This is a genomic window from Anaerostipes caccae L1-92 (genome assembly GCF_014467075.1).
GTDB lineage: Bacteria > Bacillota > Clostridia > Lachnospirales > Lachnospiraceae > Anaerostipes > Anaerostipes caccae.
This window is the reverse complement of the sequence record NZ_AP023027.1, coordinates 2,627,962-2,644,036: the sequence shown is the minus strand read 5'-3', so window position 1 is coordinate 2,644,036 and position 16,075 is coordinate 2,627,962. Positions and strand designations below refer to the sequence as shown.

At 37.7% G+C, this 16,075-nt stretch carries 13 protein-coding genes and 2 CRISPR repeat arrays; all 13 genes read left to right on the top strand.

Annotated features, from left to right (window positions below):
* Positions 1-19 precede the first annotated feature (19 nt).
* The 13 genes from rsmH to cmr1 all read left to right on the top strand — a co-directional run bounded on the left by rsmH (position 20) and on the right by cmr1 (position 16,075).
* On the top strand, positions 20-1,075 hold the full coding sequence (gene rsmH / locus ANCC_RS12885; RefSeq protein WP_039946115.1) for a 16S rRNA (cytosine(1402)-N(4))-methyltransferase RsmH: 1,056 nt from the start codon (positions 20-22) through the stop codon (positions 1,073-1,075).
* A 208-nt stretch (positions 1,076-1,283) separates the two neighbouring features.
* On the top strand, positions 1,284-1,817 hold the full coding sequence (locus ANCC_RS12880; protein ID WP_006565559.1) for a ferredoxin domain-containing protein: 534 nt from the start codon (positions 1,284-1,286) through the stop codon (positions 1,815-1,817).
* 187 nt (positions 1,818-2,004) lie between these two features.
* A CRISPR array of direct repeats spans positions 2,005-2,425; the repeat unit is 25 nt; unit sequence ACAAAAACAAGAGTTGTATTGAAAT.
* 259 nt (positions 2,426-2,684) lie between these two features.
* Positions 2,685-3,386, top strand: a complete 702-nt coding sequence (gene cas6, locus ANCC_RS12875; RefSeq protein ID WP_009290817.1) for a CRISPR-associated endoribonuclease Cas6 — start codon at positions 2,685-2,687, stop codon at positions 3,384-3,386.
* Between the two features lie 11 nt (positions 3,387-3,397).
* The gene (locus ANCC_RS12870; RefSeq protein ID WP_233458295.1) at positions 3,398-5,122 is read left to right on the top strand and encodes a CRISPR-associated protein; all 1,725 of its coding nucleotides are present in this window, start codon (positions 3,398-3,400) and stop codon (positions 5,120-5,122) included.
* Positions 5,123-6,064 carry a type I CRISPR-associated protein Cas7 gene (locus ANCC_RS12865; protein ID WP_006565555.1) on the top strand — a complete coding sequence of 314 codons (942 nt, stop codon included), beginning with the start codon at positions 5,123-5,125 and terminating at the stop codon, positions 6,062-6,064.
* A 3-nt stretch (positions 6,065-6,067) separates the two neighbouring features.
* Positions 6,068-6,826: a type I-B CRISPR-associated protein Cas5b gene (cas5b, locus tag ANCC_RS12860; RefSeq protein WP_006565554.1), complete on the top strand. Its 759-nt coding sequence runs from the start codon at positions 6,068-6,070 to the stop codon at positions 6,824-6,826.
* A gap of 75 nt (positions 6,827-6,901) precedes the next feature.
* Positions 6,902-9,469, top strand: coding sequence for a CRISPR-associated helicase/endonuclease Cas3 (locus ANCC_RS12855; protein WP_006565553.1), 2,568 nt, complete (start codon positions 6,902-6,904; stop codon positions 9,467-9,469).
* 14 nt (positions 9,470-9,483) lie between these two features.
* Complete coding sequence (gene cas4 / locus ANCC_RS12850) at positions 9,484-9,981, top strand: CRISPR-associated protein Cas4 (protein ID WP_039946107.1); 498 nt, start codon at positions 9,484-9,486, stop codon at positions 9,979-9,981.
* 11 nt (positions 9,982-9,992) lie between these two features.
* Complete coding sequence (gene cas1b, locus ANCC_RS12845) at positions 9,993-10,991, top strand: type I-B CRISPR-associated endonuclease Cas1b (protein ID WP_006565551.1); 999 nt, start codon at positions 9,993-9,995, stop codon at positions 10,989-10,991.
* Positions 10,992-11,282, top strand: coding sequence for a CRISPR-associated endonuclease Cas2 (gene cas2, locus ANCC_RS12840; protein ID WP_006565550.1), 291 nt, complete (start codon positions 10,992-10,994; stop codon positions 11,280-11,282).
* Positions 11,283-12,030: 748 nt separating this feature from the next.
* Positions 12,031-12,839: direct repeats of the CRISPR family, unit length 30 nt; unit sequence GATTAATAAAAACATTAGATGTATTGAAAT.
* A 468-nt stretch (positions 12,840-13,307) separates the two neighbouring features.
* Positions 13,308-14,207 (top strand): type III-B CRISPR module RAMP protein Cmr4, encoded by a 900-nt coding sequence (gene cmr4, locus ANCC_RS12835; protein ID WP_083774627.1) that lies wholly within the window; start codon positions 13,308-13,310, stop codon positions 14,205-14,207.
* Between the two features lies 1 nt (position 14,208).
* Entirely contained in the window at positions 14,209-15,288 is a 1,080-nt protein-coding gene (locus tag ANCC_RS12830) for an RAMP superfamily CRISPR-associated protein (protein WP_050754268.1), read from the top strand.
* The gene (gene cmr1 / locus ANCC_RS12825) at positions 15,263-16,075 is read left to right on the top strand and encodes a type III-B CRISPR module RAMP protein Cmr1 (protein WP_006565546.1); all 813 of its coding nucleotides are present in this window, start codon (positions 15,263-15,265) and stop codon (positions 16,073-16,075) included. Before ANCC_RS12830 ends, cmr1 begins: the two co-directional genes overlap by 26 nt.

Here is a 16,075-nt window from a genome sequence, read left to right as displayed (position 1 = left end):
AAAAGAGAAAGAGGTAATCATGGATAATCAGGAAGAAAAACAAAAGCACAAGAGACGTATCCGGTACAGCGGGACCCATCCCAGAAATTATAAAGAAAAGTATAAGGAACTTCATCCGGACCAATATCCGGATACGGTTGCAAAAGTCATTCAAAAAGGCAGTACGCCTGCCGGCATGCATATTTCTATCTGCGTAAAAGAAATCCTTGAGTTCCTTCAGATTAAACCGGGACAGACCGGTCTGGATGCGACTCTGGGATATGGAGGTCATACGCAGGAGATGTTGAAATGTCTTGACTCAAAAGGACATTTGTATGCTCTGGATGTGGATGCCATAGAACTTGAGAAAACAAGAAAACGTCTTGAAAAGCTCGGATATGGGCCGGAAATTTTAACGATCCGGCAGATGAATTTTGCGGATATCGACAAAATAGCGGAAGAAGCAGGACCGTTTGACTTTGTTCTGGCAGATTTAGGGGTCTCATCCATGCAGATTGACAATCCGGACAGAGGGTTTTCTTATAAGACAGAGGGGCCGCTGGATCTGCGCCTAAACCCCGAAAAAGGAGTCTCTGCCGCGGAAAGGCTCAGAACCATCACAAGACAGGAGTTACAGGGGATGCTGATGGAAAATTCTGATGAGCCTCATGCTGACGTGATCGCCCGTGCCGTTGTCTCTAAGATAAAAAAGGGAACAGCCATCGATACGACTACAAAACTCCGGGAAGTGATCGAAGAGGCTCTGGAATTTCTGCCGGAGCATGAGAAGAAGGAAGCTGTGAAGAAAACGTGCCAGAGAACATTCCAGGCTTTGCGCATTGACGTAAACAGTGAGTTTGAAGTCCTGTATGAATTTTTAGAAAAACTGCCCAATGTACTGGCAAAAGGCGGCCGGGCAGCCATCTTGACCTTTCACTCCGGGGAAGACAGGCTGGTTAAAAAATCGTTTAAGCGTCTGCTGCGGGAGGGTGTCTATCAGGAGATATCAACCGATGTGATCCGTCCGTCGGCAGAAGAATGCAGGATGAACAGCCGGGCACGGTCGACAAAGATGAGATGGGCTATAAAAGAATGAGTTATTCACCACTATTTCCGTCGCGCTTTTGAAATGCGCTCCTCCAATAGCGGTAAATAACTTTCGAAAAGTGGCACCTTTTTTGACAGAGGCCCTTCTCCAACAGACATTACGTCCATTTTCCACATGATTGGAGTGATGCATTCTAAGAGCCGAACGGAAATCATGTGGAAAATGTCATAGTTTAATCAGTCAGGAGGTTGATGAGATGATTTATGAAGAAAAAGAACTGGAAATGGAAGGTGTGCTTCAGACAGCCAGACAGATGTGTACGGCTGCCAGAACCGCACCGAAAGCAAGAGGACTGGATTTTATCCACACTGCGGTAGTGACAGGGAAGGATCTGAAGAATCTTGCCGATGAGACAGAGCGTCTTGGAAAAGAACAAGGTCAGGATTTCTATGTGAGAGATGCAGATAATCTCCGCAAAAGCCAGGCGGTGGTTTTGATTGGGGTGACTTATCAGCAAAGAGGGCTGAATGAGTGCTGTGGTTGGTGTAATCAGACAAACTGCCAGGGCTGCAGGGAGAACCAAAGCGTCTGTGTATTTGATCCGGTGGATCTGGGAATCGCACTGGGATCGGCAGTTAGTGTGGCATCCTTAAACCATGTGGACAACCGGATCATGTTTTCTGTTGGAAAAGGAGCACTATCCTTGGGGATGCTGGGACCGGAAGTGAAGATAATCCTTGGAATTCCATTGGCTGCGGCGGGAAAAGCGCCATATTTTGACCGAAAATAACGATGTTTTCCCAACCGGCTAAATTTAAAAAGTGGTCCAAAACGTTGATTTTACAGGGGTTGCAGAGGATTTTTAGGATTAGTTTTGAAAATGGACGGCCGGTTGGGAAAAAAGCTGGAAAACGTTGAATATATCTAGGTTTAGAGATATAATGGAAATTGAAGAATGGCTTAAATACGTTGGATAAATAAAAACAAGAGTTGTATTGAAATACTGCTTTTCCATTCCATTCTGTCATGATACGCCCTGATAAATAAAAACAAGAGTTGTATTGAAATTACACTAGTCTGCAGTGATAACTATCCAGCGATCACGATAAACAAAAACAAGAGTTGTATTGAAATGGGTTTTTAGAAGATCTTGCAAAAGATCTTGTAAAGATAAACAAAAACAAGAGTTGTATTGAAATTTATTATCAAACGCCCCCAGCCAGTACATTCTCCCTGATAAACAAAAACAAGAGTTGTATTGAAATCACATGAATTTCGGTCGTGCACATAAATTGCGGCACCGATACACAAAAACAAGAGTTGTATTGAAATTGATGAATTACTACACCTCCAATAATACTTGATTCCGATAAACAAAAACAAGAGTTGTATTGAAATACACTTACCTCCTCTTTTGTCAAAGGACGTCCACAGATAAATAAAAATAAAATGAATAATAGATTGCTTATCTTAATTTGAATTGTTTGAAAGTACTATGAAATGTTGTATTATTTTGAAAAATATAGTAAAATAGAACAATAGAGTGGTTTGTGTATAAAAGCTACTAATGAATCATTCCCTCCAGGGCAATCGTTACGATAGGTACTATCAGCATGTATACGATACGAGGGTGCATACAAAAGAAAGGGGTGGGGCAGTGGATTTGAAAGTTTTTGAAATTCGGCTAAAAGTATATCTGTTAGAAGATATACCGGTAGAAGCAGTTCAAAAGAAGACAGCCGCACTAATTGACATTTGTCTGAGCAGAGACGAAGCACTTCTGAAATTTCATGAGACGAATCAATTTAAGAATTATTCTTTCGGAAATCCATATCCATTGGAAAAGGACAAAATTTATAAAAAGGATAAGGTGTATGTCATAACAATCCGCACCATTGATCCACAGCTTGCAAAAGTATTTTCCGAAAAATTAATTCATGAGCGATCCGATGAGATGCAGGCATTAACCTGCGAAATCAAAATTATCCCCAAAGAAAATAAAATTATTGATACGATTTATTCTATCTCTCCGGTGATTGTGAAAGCAGAACGCTACTGGAGGGGTGTTTTTTCTTTACAGGAATATGAGAAAAGACTGACTGTAAACCTTGTTAAAAAATATAATGCGTTCTGTGATACAAAGATCAATGAAGATTTTGAATTCATTCGTATGATCGAGGTCAAAAACAGAACGCCGATCACTGTATCCTATAAGAAAATAAAACTTTTAGGAGATAAAATCGCGTTAAAGGTAGCAGATAATGAATTGTCACAGGAATTAAGCTATATGACGCTGGGAACAGGACTGGGAGAAATCAATGCGCGGGGGGCTGGTTTTGTAAATTACAGGTGGATGTAGGAGGTGGCATTTTGCTTAGAGAGTGTACGGAAATATTCAGGGAACAATTACAGCAAAACAGAAATCTGCTGTTCGACTCTTACATACCGGCCAACGGAACCTATCTGATTGTGAAGGAGGACGGAAGCTTATGTGAGCCTGTGGAGCTTGAGCTGGATAAAAAAAGCGGCCAGATAAACCGCACCAACCGTTATTTCACTCAAATCTGCCAGTATGACTATTACAGCAGGCTGATCGATATGAATAAACCGCAGGACAATAAAAAGATCATTCATTCCAATAGTTATCTTTCATTTTTTGTAAAGAAAGAGAGTTTTCAAAATGGAAAACTGAACACGGAAGCTATTGACCGTTACTTCGATGCAGTCATTTATCCGGAGCTTAAATATAAGGGACAGACATTAAAGATTTATCAAATGCTGGAAGAAGAAATCGGATGTGTTCCAAAGGATATCGCAGAAAAGATCCGCATGTGGATAAAAGAGAATATCTTTCATCTGGATGTGGATCTATCCAAAAAAGATTATCTGAAAATATTTTTTGAAGCGCCGATGGAGCAGTATCAACGGGAAAATGACAGATATCTGGTGCCGAATATTTATAACAGCAATGATTATAATCTGGAGGTGGAAGGCGAAGTATACGGACTGCCGAATAACAATCTCGGAATGAACGCAAAAAAACCTTTTCTGTCCAGCCGAACGAAGAAAATTGAGGTGCCGTTTCTGCTGAACAAAGAAGAAGTCCTTCTTCAGAAACAGTTTTTTGATCATCTGATGAACTATGCCATGGCGGGTAAATCCAATGTATATATAGATACGGATGAAAGGACGATATGTGCGTTCAAAAACAATGAAATCATTGACCGTGACTTTAAGGGATATTATCTTCGGATTCAAAAAGGAAAAGAAGTAGAAATCCACAGCAGCGATATTGTTCCATGTTATCATCCTTCTGTGAAAAAACCATTCGTATATCGAAATGCCCTTTCCTATACTCCGAAAGAGCATAAAGAAGGAACGGAATATGGCGCTTATTATACGAAAGAGAAGATACAGAGTCTGCTGGACGCAGTTTTCTTTTCTAAATTTCTTAAGGGCAATTATTTTACTCCGCAGGATAAACTGGGAATGAACGATGGATATATCAAGCGGAATCTCATCATTTCCAGAGAAGCTGTTTTTGACTGGCTGTACAAAGATGAAGAGGTGCAGGCAGCAAAAGTTCTGGGAAACGTATCTTTAGATTTAGTATTGGGAGCGTTGAAAGAAGGTTACATTTTTAAGGCCATGGACTGCTTTAATTTGCGCCACTCACTGTTGGAATATTTTTCGGATAAAGGAGAAAATACGATGGAGAATAAAATAAATCAGATAGTGACCGATCTAAAGGCAAAACTGGATGCAGAGGAAACACCGGAGATACAGTCAGCTGATGAATATTTCTTTGCAGTCGGACAGCTGGTGCAGTATTATATTTCATTAAATAAAGGAAAAAAGAAGACACATGCATTGGCAAATCCGTTTATAAATGCAAAAACAGATGCAGTCTTAAAAAAGAAACTGGTACAGTTTTTCTTGAAATATAATTATGATATTGGAGTATCAAGCAGACGTTTTAATAACCTTTACTGCATGATAACAGAATATGAGCTGAAAGGGGATATTGAGAAGGATTTGATGATCGCAGGGTATTTACACAGCAGTTTGATTTATGTACCAAAGGAGGATAAGTAAATGGATAAAAGAGTATATGGGGTTTTGGGGATTTCTTCAATCATGGCCAACTGGAATGCGGATTTTACCGGGTATCCCAAAACTACGCAGGACGGAACAACCTTTGGCAGTGATAAGGCACTGAAATATCCAATGAAAAAAATGTGGGACAATGAAGGAAAAAAGGTTCTTTATATCAAATCTATGAAATTTTCCGAGGGGAAAAAGGGCGAAGTGACATTGGTTCCAAATTCCCTGAAAGAGCGTTACGAACATTTATATGACATAGAAGATCTGAAAAAATGTAATGACACGAAGGAAGTAATCGAAAATTTGTTTCAGGCAGTAGATGTAAAAAACTTTGGAGCAACATTTGCCGAAGAAAAAAACAATATATCCATCACTGGAGCCGTTCAGTTTGGGCAGGGATTCAATAAATATGAGGGGACAAGCCCGGAGGAACAGCAGATCTTGTCTCCTTTCAGGGACGGATCAAAAGATGATAAGAAGGAAGAAGCGAAAAACTCTACACTCGGAACAAAAATCGTCAGCAATGAGGCTCATTATTTCTATCCGTTTGTGGTGAATCCTCTGGCATATAAAGAGTTTGTACAGCTGGGTGTGACTGACGGATACACAGAAGAAGACTATGAGAATTTCAAGCGCACAGCGTTAGTTTCAGCAACTGCTTTTGCCACCAACGCAAAAGAAGGCTGCGAAAATGAGTTTGCTCTGTTTGTGGAGACAGAGCCGGATTTATATTTACCAAATCTTTCTGAATACATCACCTTCACAAAGGGTGAAGACAAAAATGTGATTGCATTTAAAGATACAGAATTTTTAGATGCACTTGCTGACAAAATCAAGAGTGTAGAAATTTACTATAATCCATATACAACCAAATTAGAATGTGAAATCAAGGGAGCAAAATACTATAATATTATTACACAAAAAGAGGTGTAGCCAATGGAAGTATGCAAGGTTACTCTGAAAGGAAGGACTGCTTTTTTCAAAAAGCCGGATGTGAACAGTTATTACTATTTTACTTATGGCCAGATTCATAAAGTTGTTCTTCTCGGAATCTTTGGAGCCATACTTGGCTATTCAGGCTATGAATCCATAAAAACAGAAAAGCGGAAAAAGGATTCTGCGGAAGGACCAGGTTTCCCGGAGTTTTATGAACGTCTCAAAGACTGCAGATTTTCCATTGTGCCAAAGAATGAGAAAGGCTGGATTCCGAAAAAAATCCAATACTTTAATAATTCCGTCGGGTATGCTTCCAGAGAGCAGGGCGGCAATCTGATCATAAAAGAGCAATGGCTGGAATCACCGGAGTGGGATATTTTTATTCTTCTGGATGGTGAGGAGAGCCGTAAACTTTCTGAAGCTTTAATGGACAGGTGCTGTGTTTATTCTCCTTATCTTGGGAAGAATGATCACCCTGCGGATCTTTTAAATCCTGATATCATAGAGGCAGAGGAAGTTTCGCCGGAAGGCAGACAGCTGGATTGTCTGCTGCCAAAAGGAAAAGTTACATTTGCATATTTGGATGAAGATGACGATGAGGAAGAGGATTTCTATAAGTATGAGGAAGGACTGCCATATGCATTGAACCCTTTCACAAATCTTTATGTCACAGAGCCGTTTGTCTATACGAACCAATATGTAAAAGAGTGTGAACTGCCCTTATACCGGGCAGGGAAAAATATCATTGTATTTTATTAAAATGCCGTCGGAGAGAATTCTGCCTATATGCAGGATTCTTTCCGGCGGATTTTTACATTATAGGGGGGAACAGATATGTATTTTGATAAAGACGTTGTAAAAATAGAGGATCTGATCAAACAACCGGAGCGGTATTTTGCTCACAAGCCAAAGAAAGACGACAGGAAAAAAGAAACATTAAAAGAGCACACCAACCTGGCAGAAGCTTATTTTCTGAAGATTTTTGAGGAAAAGAATCTGGGACACTGTATGGAGGTGTTTGAAGAAAAATACTTTGATCAGCTCAGCTGGGAAGCAAAGAATCTTTTCAGGAGCATGATGTTTGGTATTGTGACCTTTCATGATTTCGGAAAAGTAAATCCTTATTTTCAGAAGGAAAAGATGGGTCATGAAATGCCGGAGGCTAAAAAGATTTTTTCTAATAGCCATCACTCTTTAATTTCGGCTGCTCTTTACTTTGAATATTTTATGGGGAAAGTATGGGAGCTTGACAAGAATGATAAGAAGCAGCTGAAAGAGTTCTTATTTCTGAATTCTTATTTGATAGCAAAACACCACAGCGATCTAGACACATTTGAAAAATATCTTAAAAGTTTTGAAGATGAAGATATCTATCATTTGATTGAAATGCTGGAAGATCAAGACCATCTTAATTTTTATAAAAAGCCGTTTCAGTGTTCGCTTAAAAGACAAAGACTTGGAAAAGCCGCAAGAAATTTAAAAAAAGCAGCGCGCGATCGAAAAAGCCGGACCAGGCAGATTCTTTTTTACGCGTATGAACGGCTGGCTTATTCTCTGCTGGTCGCCAGTGACCATTATGCTGCATCAGAATATATGAGTGGAGTGCAGATCAGACATTTTGGCGGAATGGAGCATATGGATGAGTTCTGCAGACAATATTATGGGACAGAACTTTATCACGGAATCCGTAAATACGAGCAGGAAAAGTATTTGAAAGAAAAGGATCTGCGGAAAGAAGAGAATATGAATATAATGCGGACGGAGCTTTTTTTGGATGCTGAGCAGGAATTAAAAAAACATATGGATCAGAACGTTTTTTTCGTTGAAGCGCCGACCGGAAGCGGGAAGTCGAATTTGGCTGTCAACTTAAGCTTTCAGCTTATGAAACAGAACCCTGGTATCGGAAAGATATTTTATGTGTATCCATTTAATACTTTGATTGAACAAAATCTTGAGTCCATGGAAAAAATATTTGGGGGATCAAAGGTTATGGAGGACATCGCAGTGGTAAACTCCATGAAGCCGATTCCAATGGACCGGGCCAAACGAAAAACCGATGAGCTTCAATATTATCAGGAAGCACTGCTGAACCGCCAGTTTTTAAATTATCCGATGATCTTGACGACTCATGTCAGTCTGTTTGACACGATGTTTGGAAGAAGAAAAGAAAGTACCTTTGGATTTCATCAGCTGGCAAACAGCGTTCTTGTATTAGATGAAATCCAGAGTTACCGAAACAGTATCTGGACAGAGATTATTTTGTTTTTAAAAGAATTCGCCTCATTTCTTAATATGAAAATTATTATAATGTCCGCTACACTGCCCAACCTGGATGTGTTATCTCCGGGACTTGAAAATGCCGTGCCTCTGATCAGGAACAGAGAAAAATTCTATTCCCATCCGGTTTTTAAAAACAGAGTACATGCAGATTACAGTCTTATGAAGAAAGAATTTACCATGGAAGATCTGCTGGACCATGTTTTAAAGCAGCAGAATCTTAAGAAAAAGATCCTGGTAGAATTCATAAAAAAAGAATCTGCGTATACATTTTTTCAAATGCTTCAGGAGGATGGACGGCTGGAACTTCCGACGGAACTGCTCACAGGAGATCAGAGTATTCTGGAGAGAAAGCAGGTGCTGAAAAAGATTGATACTGCAGGAAAGCAGGGCATGATTTTGGTGTCAACCCAGGTGATCGAGGCCGGCGCGGATATTGACATGGATATTGGATATAAAAACTGGTCCAAGCTGGACAGTGAGGAACAGTTTATGGGGAGAATCAACAGGTCCTGCAAAAAGAAAGGTGCAGTCGTATACTTCTTTGAAATGGATGATCCTCGGCATATCTACCGGGATGGAGATGCCAGAATTGAGAATCTGGAGTATACTTTGGCCAATGAAGAGATGAGAACGATTCTTTCAGAAAAGGATTTTCAGAAATATTACAAGTCTGTTTTAGAGGTGTTGAAACAAACATTCATGGAAAGTACGGGAGATCACGGAATTGAAGCTTTCTTTGCGACAAAACTTGGGCTGTTAGATCATCCTGAAATCGAAAAAAGAATGCAGCTGATCCAGGATGACATGTGGAGTATGTCGGTTTATCTTTGCCGGAAGGTGGAGGAGGAAGATGGGACTGTGGTTGACGGAAAGGAGATCTGGAACAAGTACAAAAAACTTTTGATGGATCAGAAAATGGATTATTCCGAGAAAAAATATAAACTTTCAGAAGTCAGGAGTAAGATGAATTACTTTACTTATACCATCCAGAGAACAGTCCTAATGTATAGTGACAAAATCGGAGAGCTTTATATGATCGAGGATGGAGAGAAATATTTCCAGAATGGAAGGCTCAATAAAATACTGTTGGAAGGAAAGGACGGGACACCAGATTTTTTGTAGGATGGAGGAATCATATGGAGATCAATGGTACGTTAATCAATTATTATTTTCACTGTAAACGGCAGTGCTACTTGTTTGGAAATCGAATGAACCTAGAGGATAACAGCGAGGAGGTTAAGATCGGAAAGGCGATTCATGAGCAGAAAGCAGAGCAGGGAAAAAATACAGAACTGGCGCTTGAAAATATTAAGCTGGACCGTTTGACGAAGGAATATCTGACAGAGATCAAAAAGTCTGATGCGGACCCGGAAGCGGCAAGGTGGCAGATTTTATATTATTTAAAAGTGCTGAAGAGAAACGGAATTATCAGAAAAGGAAAACTTGAATTTGCAGAGAAAAACAAAAAAGACAAGAAAGTTAAAGTCGTAGAACTGACTCCGGAATTGGAAGAAGAATTGAGGCTGTATGAGGAACAAATCCGATCATTGCTGGAAAGTGACCAAGTTCCTGAAGTATTAGGAAAGCCAAAGTGCAAAAAATGTGCGTACTATGAGTACTGTTATATCGAGTAGGAGGAGAAGGTATGGGAAGTACGAAATATATTACATCGATGGGAGAATTAACACGAAAAGATAATTCCTTGTGTTTCAGAAAAGACGGAAAGAATATTTACATACCCATTGAAAATACAAAAGAAATTTATTGCCTTAATGAGGTTTCAATGAATTCAAAACTTTTAGACTTTTTATCACAAAATCATGTGGTTGTACATTTCTTTAACTACTATGAGGGATACAGCGGTACATTTTATCCGAGACCCCAATATATGAGCGGCAGGCTCTTAATGAAACAGGCAGAGGCTCACCAGACGAAGCGGATAGAAATTGCAAGGGCCATTGCATGCGGAATCGGAGAAAATATCAGGGAGGTTTTATATCATTATTATAAGCACGATAATGACGAAGTAAAGACAACGATTGATTGGCTTGGAAATGAATTCATCAAACAGGTAAATGCAGCATCAGATATTAAACAGCTGATGTCGGCGGAAGGAGAAGCATGGCAGAGATTTTATCAGGATTTTAAAAGTTTTCTTCTGGAGGACTTTGTTATGAACAAAAGGGTGAAACGTCCGCCGGACAATCCTATCAATGCTTTGATTTCTTTTGGAAATACTCTTTTATATACGAAGACAATCTCGGCGATTTACCGGACACATCTGGATCAGAGAATCAGCTTCCTGCATGAGCCGTCAGAAGGAAGGTTTTCACTGAGCCTTGATATGTGTGAAGTGTTCAAACCTGTGATTGTATATCGGACGATTTTTGACCTGGTAAATCGAAAACAGCTGAAAGTAGAGAAGCATTTTGATAAGAGAGTAAACTACTGTCTCTTAAATGAAGATGGAAGAAAAATATTCATTGAAGCATTTGAGAAGCGAATGGAAACTGCATTCCAGCATCCGAAATTAAAACGAAAGGTGACGTATCGAACTGCCCTGAAATTGGACTGTTATAAGCTCATCAAGTTTATATTAGAGGATAAAGAATTCCATCCGTTCTGCCTGAAGGAGAAGATGTAGATGAAAAAGAAAATGAATTATAATTATGCTTTCGTCTTTTATGACGTAAATGAAAAGCGTGTTCAAAAGGTATTTAAAATCTGTAAAAAGTATCTGACCCATTTTCAAAAATCTGTGTTTCGGGGAGAAATGTCTCCATCTAAGCTGATCAGGCTCAGAAATGATCTTAAAAAAGTGCTGGATGAAGATGAGGACTTTGTCTGTATTATCAAACTGATGAATGATAATGTGTTTGGGGAGGAGATCCTGGGGAATCCGGAAGATAATGTGGGAGAAAGTTTAATACTGTGACATCTTCCACATGATTTCTGTTCGGCTCTTAGAATGCCTCACTCCAATCATGTGGAAAATGGACGTAATGTCTGTTGGAGAAGGTCCTCTGAAAAAAGGGTGCCGCTTTTCGAAAGTTATTTACCACTATTGGAGGAGCGCATTTCAAAAGCGCGACGGAAATAGTGGTGAATAACTCATACCCACAGGGCACACCGTATTTTATACCCTTCGGGTGGGTGCGCTTCGCGCGATAAGGTATACCCACAGGGCACACCGTGTTTTATACTCTTCGGGTGGACGCGCTTTGCGCGATAAGGTATGACATTTTCCACATGATTTTCGTTCGGCCCTTAGAATGCCTCACTCCAATCATATGGAAAATGGACGTAATGTCCGTTGGAGAAGGCCCGCTGTCAAAAAAGGTGCCGCTTTTCGAAAGTTATTTACCGCTATTGGAGGAGCGCATTTCAAAAGCACGACGGAAATAGTGGTGAATAACTCATAATATATGGGGAGATCAGTGGATCGTCCTGCTGAAGATACTGTAAATTAAGTCTTGAGATTGAGTTTAATTTCACAAAAAGGAAGGCGTTTTCCCAACCTTGTTTTTATTAGAAATGGAAGAAAGCTCGGTTTTATGCGGGTTAGGAGAAGTTATGGAAGGAAATTGAAATTATAGAGCGGAGGTTGGGAAAATATCTAAAAAACGTTGAAAAATAAGGGTTTATAGAGTATCATGAAAAATAGAAATGGCTTAAAAGCGTTGGATTAATAAAAACATTAGATGTATTGAAATTCCTCCTATCTGCCGTTCAAAGAGCTGTTTTTCCGATTAATAAAAACATTAGATGTATTGAAATTTGACCCACTGTTCTCCGGCCAGCCAGGCGATCACGATTAATAAAAACATTAGATGTATTAAAATGATATGATGTTTATTGGTCGGATTACCGATAATAGATTAATAAAAACATTAGATGTATTGAAATTCCAATATTTGATACTCAAGGCCATCTACATTTATGATTAATAAAAACATTAGATGTATTGAAATATTCAATCCGTTGGCTCCTCTCTGACAAGGAAAGGATTAATAAAAACATTAGATGTATTGAAATTATAATCAAAAGATAGCAATTCAAACGTATCAAACGGATTAATAAAAACATTAGATGTATTGAAATGCCTTGCACATTGTTTTATTTATATCTTTCTTAACTGATTAATAAAAACATTAGATGTATTGAAATTGGCATCGTTCACGGCCTCCTCAGCGTCTTCCTTGATTAATAAAAACATTAGATGTATTGAAATTAGCCTCTGCGCCCTGAGACGCTCTTTTGGAACTGGATTAATAAAAACATTAGATGTATTGAAATATTCCTTCCCATCCTTTGTATATTTCAGGGAGAAATGATTAATAAAAACATTAGATGTATTGAAATTCGAGCCAGGGAACGCATTTGGCAGCACAACGAAAGATTAATAAAAACATTAGATGTATTGAAATTCTGCAGTTGCATAAGGATCATCTTTTGCCACATAGATAAACAAAAACATTAGACATACTGAAGTTCTTTTCTATTACATAAATTTTCTACAATTTTATCTTTAAAATATAGGTGAAGAATTTTTTTGGAATTTGTTGAGAAATCAGGATGATTGTAGTAAAATAGTAGATAGAATGGTTAAGGATTTGGGGATTCAGATATAAATATGATGAATGAGAATGTCTTACAGAGATATGGGGACCAATTCGCTTCAAAATGGGATAAGAAAAAGAATAGTAAATTCATTAGAATAGCTGAAGATAGCTGTTCTTACAAGTGTGCTTTGCATAGATATAATTAGACAGAAGTTGTAAATATACAATTTCTGTCTTTTTCTTTGGTTAATAAAGGGGATGAGAGTCAGTTCAACAAAATGGGGTATGGTAATTATAACTTGATTCTTAGTAATGTAGAGATAAATTTGTATGAAAAGAAAATGTAAATATTAAACAAAAAGGAGAAACAGCTGTTATAACAACGCTGAGTATTGATTATGAGATTTCTAGTATTTTATCGAAATGAAACACCTTTACATATGGGAACAGGAACTGAATTAGGGGTTGTTGACCTACCTATACAAAGAGAAAAGCACACTGGGTTTCCTAAGGGAGAGGCATCGAGTATTAAAGGGACTTTTAGAAGTATCAGTGAATATAAAGACTATTTTGGAAAAGAGAGTGATAGTGAATCGGATCAGGGAGAACCAGGAAAGATTTGCTTTACAGACGCCAGGATTCTATTTCTACCTGTAAAAAGTAGTGGAGAAGAGTTATTTGTATGGGTGACATGTCCATTTGTATTAAATAGGTTTTTAAATGAGATTGATGGATCTAAAAGGTTTGAGAAACTAACAAAAAAGTTCAGAGAATGGGAAGAAACACTTGATGATAATAAAATAATTATGATAGGTAAAAATGAAGATCCAGGAGATAAAAAAATACTGGAAGATTTTGAATTTCAAGTTCAGGAAAATAAGGAATTAAAATTTCCTTCGGATTTTATCGTTTCAGAGAAAGATAAGTATCTAAGAAATAAAATACAAAATGATATTTACATGGTCAGCAATGATATGTTTTCCTATTTTTGTGAATTCAGTACAGAGGTGATTACCCGAATTAAAATTGGAGATAACGGAGTCGTACAGGATGGCGGACTGTTTACAGAAGAATTTTTGCCGGAACAGACTATACTATATAATTTTGTAGAAGATATGCAGAATTGTGATAAAAATTCTTTTGCTAAGACAATATTGGAGGAACAGGGGGAAGAAATAAAGGAAGCAGAATCAAACATATTCCCTAGAGTTGAGGGAATGATTCAACTTGGCGGAGATACGACAATAGGAAAGGGAATTACTTCTTTCGTGGCAACTAAGACAGAGGGGGGCAAGTAAGTTGAAATCAGAAAAGGAATGTTTGACTTATATAATGGACTGCATGAAAGAATTTAGTAGTTCGGATATAAATCTCCTCAAAAAAATACCAGCTTATGTCTATAAATTTGGACTGGATTATACGATGGAGTTTTTGTTTACAAAGAGGTCAGAAAATGATTCTGAGAGACATATTTTCCAGTTCATATACCATTATTTGTTTGGTGAAGAAGGGATGAACAAAGATCAATGTAAATTTCCTTCTGATAACCGAAGCTATGCTGAGTGTGTGAGAGATACAATGAAATTATGTAAAACTGCAATCTTGATCTCTGTTCATCCTGAAAGCAATAATGCCAATAAAAAATATAATGTCCAACTAAAAGGGAAAGAATACATGACTAGAATTGAGCATACAGAGCAAGAACTTTTGGATATTCAAAATCCATATCTACATTATTATTTTACCAGTTCCAAAAAAGGTTTGTTTGTCAGAACTCCTAATATACCTAAAGAGTATATTCATCATAAAAAAAATAAGATACAGTCAATATATTCAAAAGAGAAATGGCATACTTTAAACTTTCCTTTGCAAAGATTTGGAGAAAGCAGAATGCTGATTGGGGCAGGTCAAACAATCAAGAAAGACTTATATTTTCATATGAATTTTTTATATGGTATCCCTGAGCTGCCAGCGACAGCAATCAAAGGAGTCTTCCGTTCCTTTTGTGAACAAGATGGGCACATATCTGAAGCAAAAATCAAAAATTGGTTTGGCGATGAAGAAAATGAAGGACAAATTATATTTTTAACTGCTACACCGGAACAATACACAATAAAAAAGGATATCATTTCTAATCAATATGGTAATTATTATCAGCAATCACAAATCGGAAAAGACATGGATTTTCCAACACTAAAAGAACCAAATTTGGTAAATTTCTATGCAGTAGAAATTAAAGATATGACGATACAAATGATAATTGGAAAAGACAATAGGGATAAAGATGATATAGAAAAAGCATTTCTTGAGTGTATTCAAGTATGTAATTTTGGGGCAAAAGGGGCGGTTGGTTATGGCTATCTTGAAAAAAAGAATTAAGTTAGAATTAATAACGGCTATGGGGACACATGGTGCTAATAATAAGGAATTAGAATTTCGTATTACAGAGTTAAAGTCTGCCATGAGATTTTGGTGGAGAGCTGTACAGTGCTTTGATTCCGCAGAAGAGTTGTACCGTAGAGAATCAGCATTGTTTGGAAGTTTAGGTAGAAAGGCTCCGGTCAGCATACGTCAATATAAATTTGATAGACCAAAAACAGAACTTGTTAAATTAGGGAAAGGGGGATCTGGAAATTTTTTTAAGGTTGGAGAAACGATTGAAATTGAATTGCTTTCCTATGACTCTGAGAAATTAGATGAATACTTGCAAATTTTAAAACTGACCTCTTATCTTGGAGGAATCGGACAAAGAAGCCGGAAGGGGTATGGAGCCTTTAAAATTGTTGAAATTGATGGCGATATTGTACCAATAGAAACAGATATAATAAGTGTACTGATTCAATTAATTTCTGATATAACGGATAAAAAATATATAAAGTACTCATATGAAAAGAAAAATATTGCTCTTAATAGGAAGAATACTCAATATTTATGCTTGAAGAAGATCAACGTTGGAAGAGTAAGAGGAAGGGATAAATTTTTTGATGATTTAAAGAGATGTATTTGCAAGAGGACCAGAACAAAAGAGTACTTATTAAATGTATCTTGTTATTGTGGTGGAAATTCAAAAGTCATACCTGTTGTCAGTGAATTTTGGGTAGATCAATATAATGATTTTGTTGAAAATTATTGTCAAACATACATTAAGTATTTAATAAAGGGGTAA

Bases quoted from the DNA above. Each gene is read 5' to 3' on its own strand.
- rsmH (WP_039946115.1), top strand. From the start codon at position 20: ATGGATAATCAGGAAGAAAAACAAAAGCACAAGAGACGTATCCGGTAC.
- ANCC_RS12880 (WP_006565559.1), top strand. From the start codon at position 1,284: ATGATTTATGAAGAAAAAGAACTGGAAATGGAAGGTGTGCTTCAGACA.
- ANCC_RS12865 (WP_006565555.1), top strand. From the start codon at position 5,123: ATGGATAAAAGAGTATATGGGGTTTTGGGGATTTCTTCAATCATGGCC.
- cas5b (WP_006565554.1), top strand. From the start codon at position 6,068: ATGGAAGTATGCAAGGTTACTCTGAAAGGAAGGACTGCTTTTTTCAAA.
- ANCC_RS12855 (WP_006565553.1), top strand. From the start codon at position 6,902: ATGTATTTTGATAAAGACGTTGTAAAAATAGAGGATCTGATCAAACAA.
- cas4 (WP_039946107.1), top strand. From the start codon at position 9,484: ATGGAGATCAATGGTACGTTAATCAATTATTATTTTCACTGTAAACGG.
- cas1b (WP_006565551.1), top strand. From the start codon at position 9,993: ATGGGAAGTACGAAATATATTACATCGATGGGAGAATTAACACGAAAA.
- cas2 (WP_006565550.1), top strand. From the start codon at position 10,992: ATGAAAAAGAAAATGAATTATAATTATGCTTTCGTCTTTTATGACGTA.
- cmr4 (WP_083774627.1), top strand. From the start codon at position 13,308: ATGAGATTTCTAGTATTTTATCGAAATGAAACACCTTTACATATGGGA.
- cmr1 (WP_006565546.1), top strand. From the start codon at position 15,263: ATGGCTATCTTGAAAAAAAGAATTAAGTTAGAATTAATAACGGCTATG.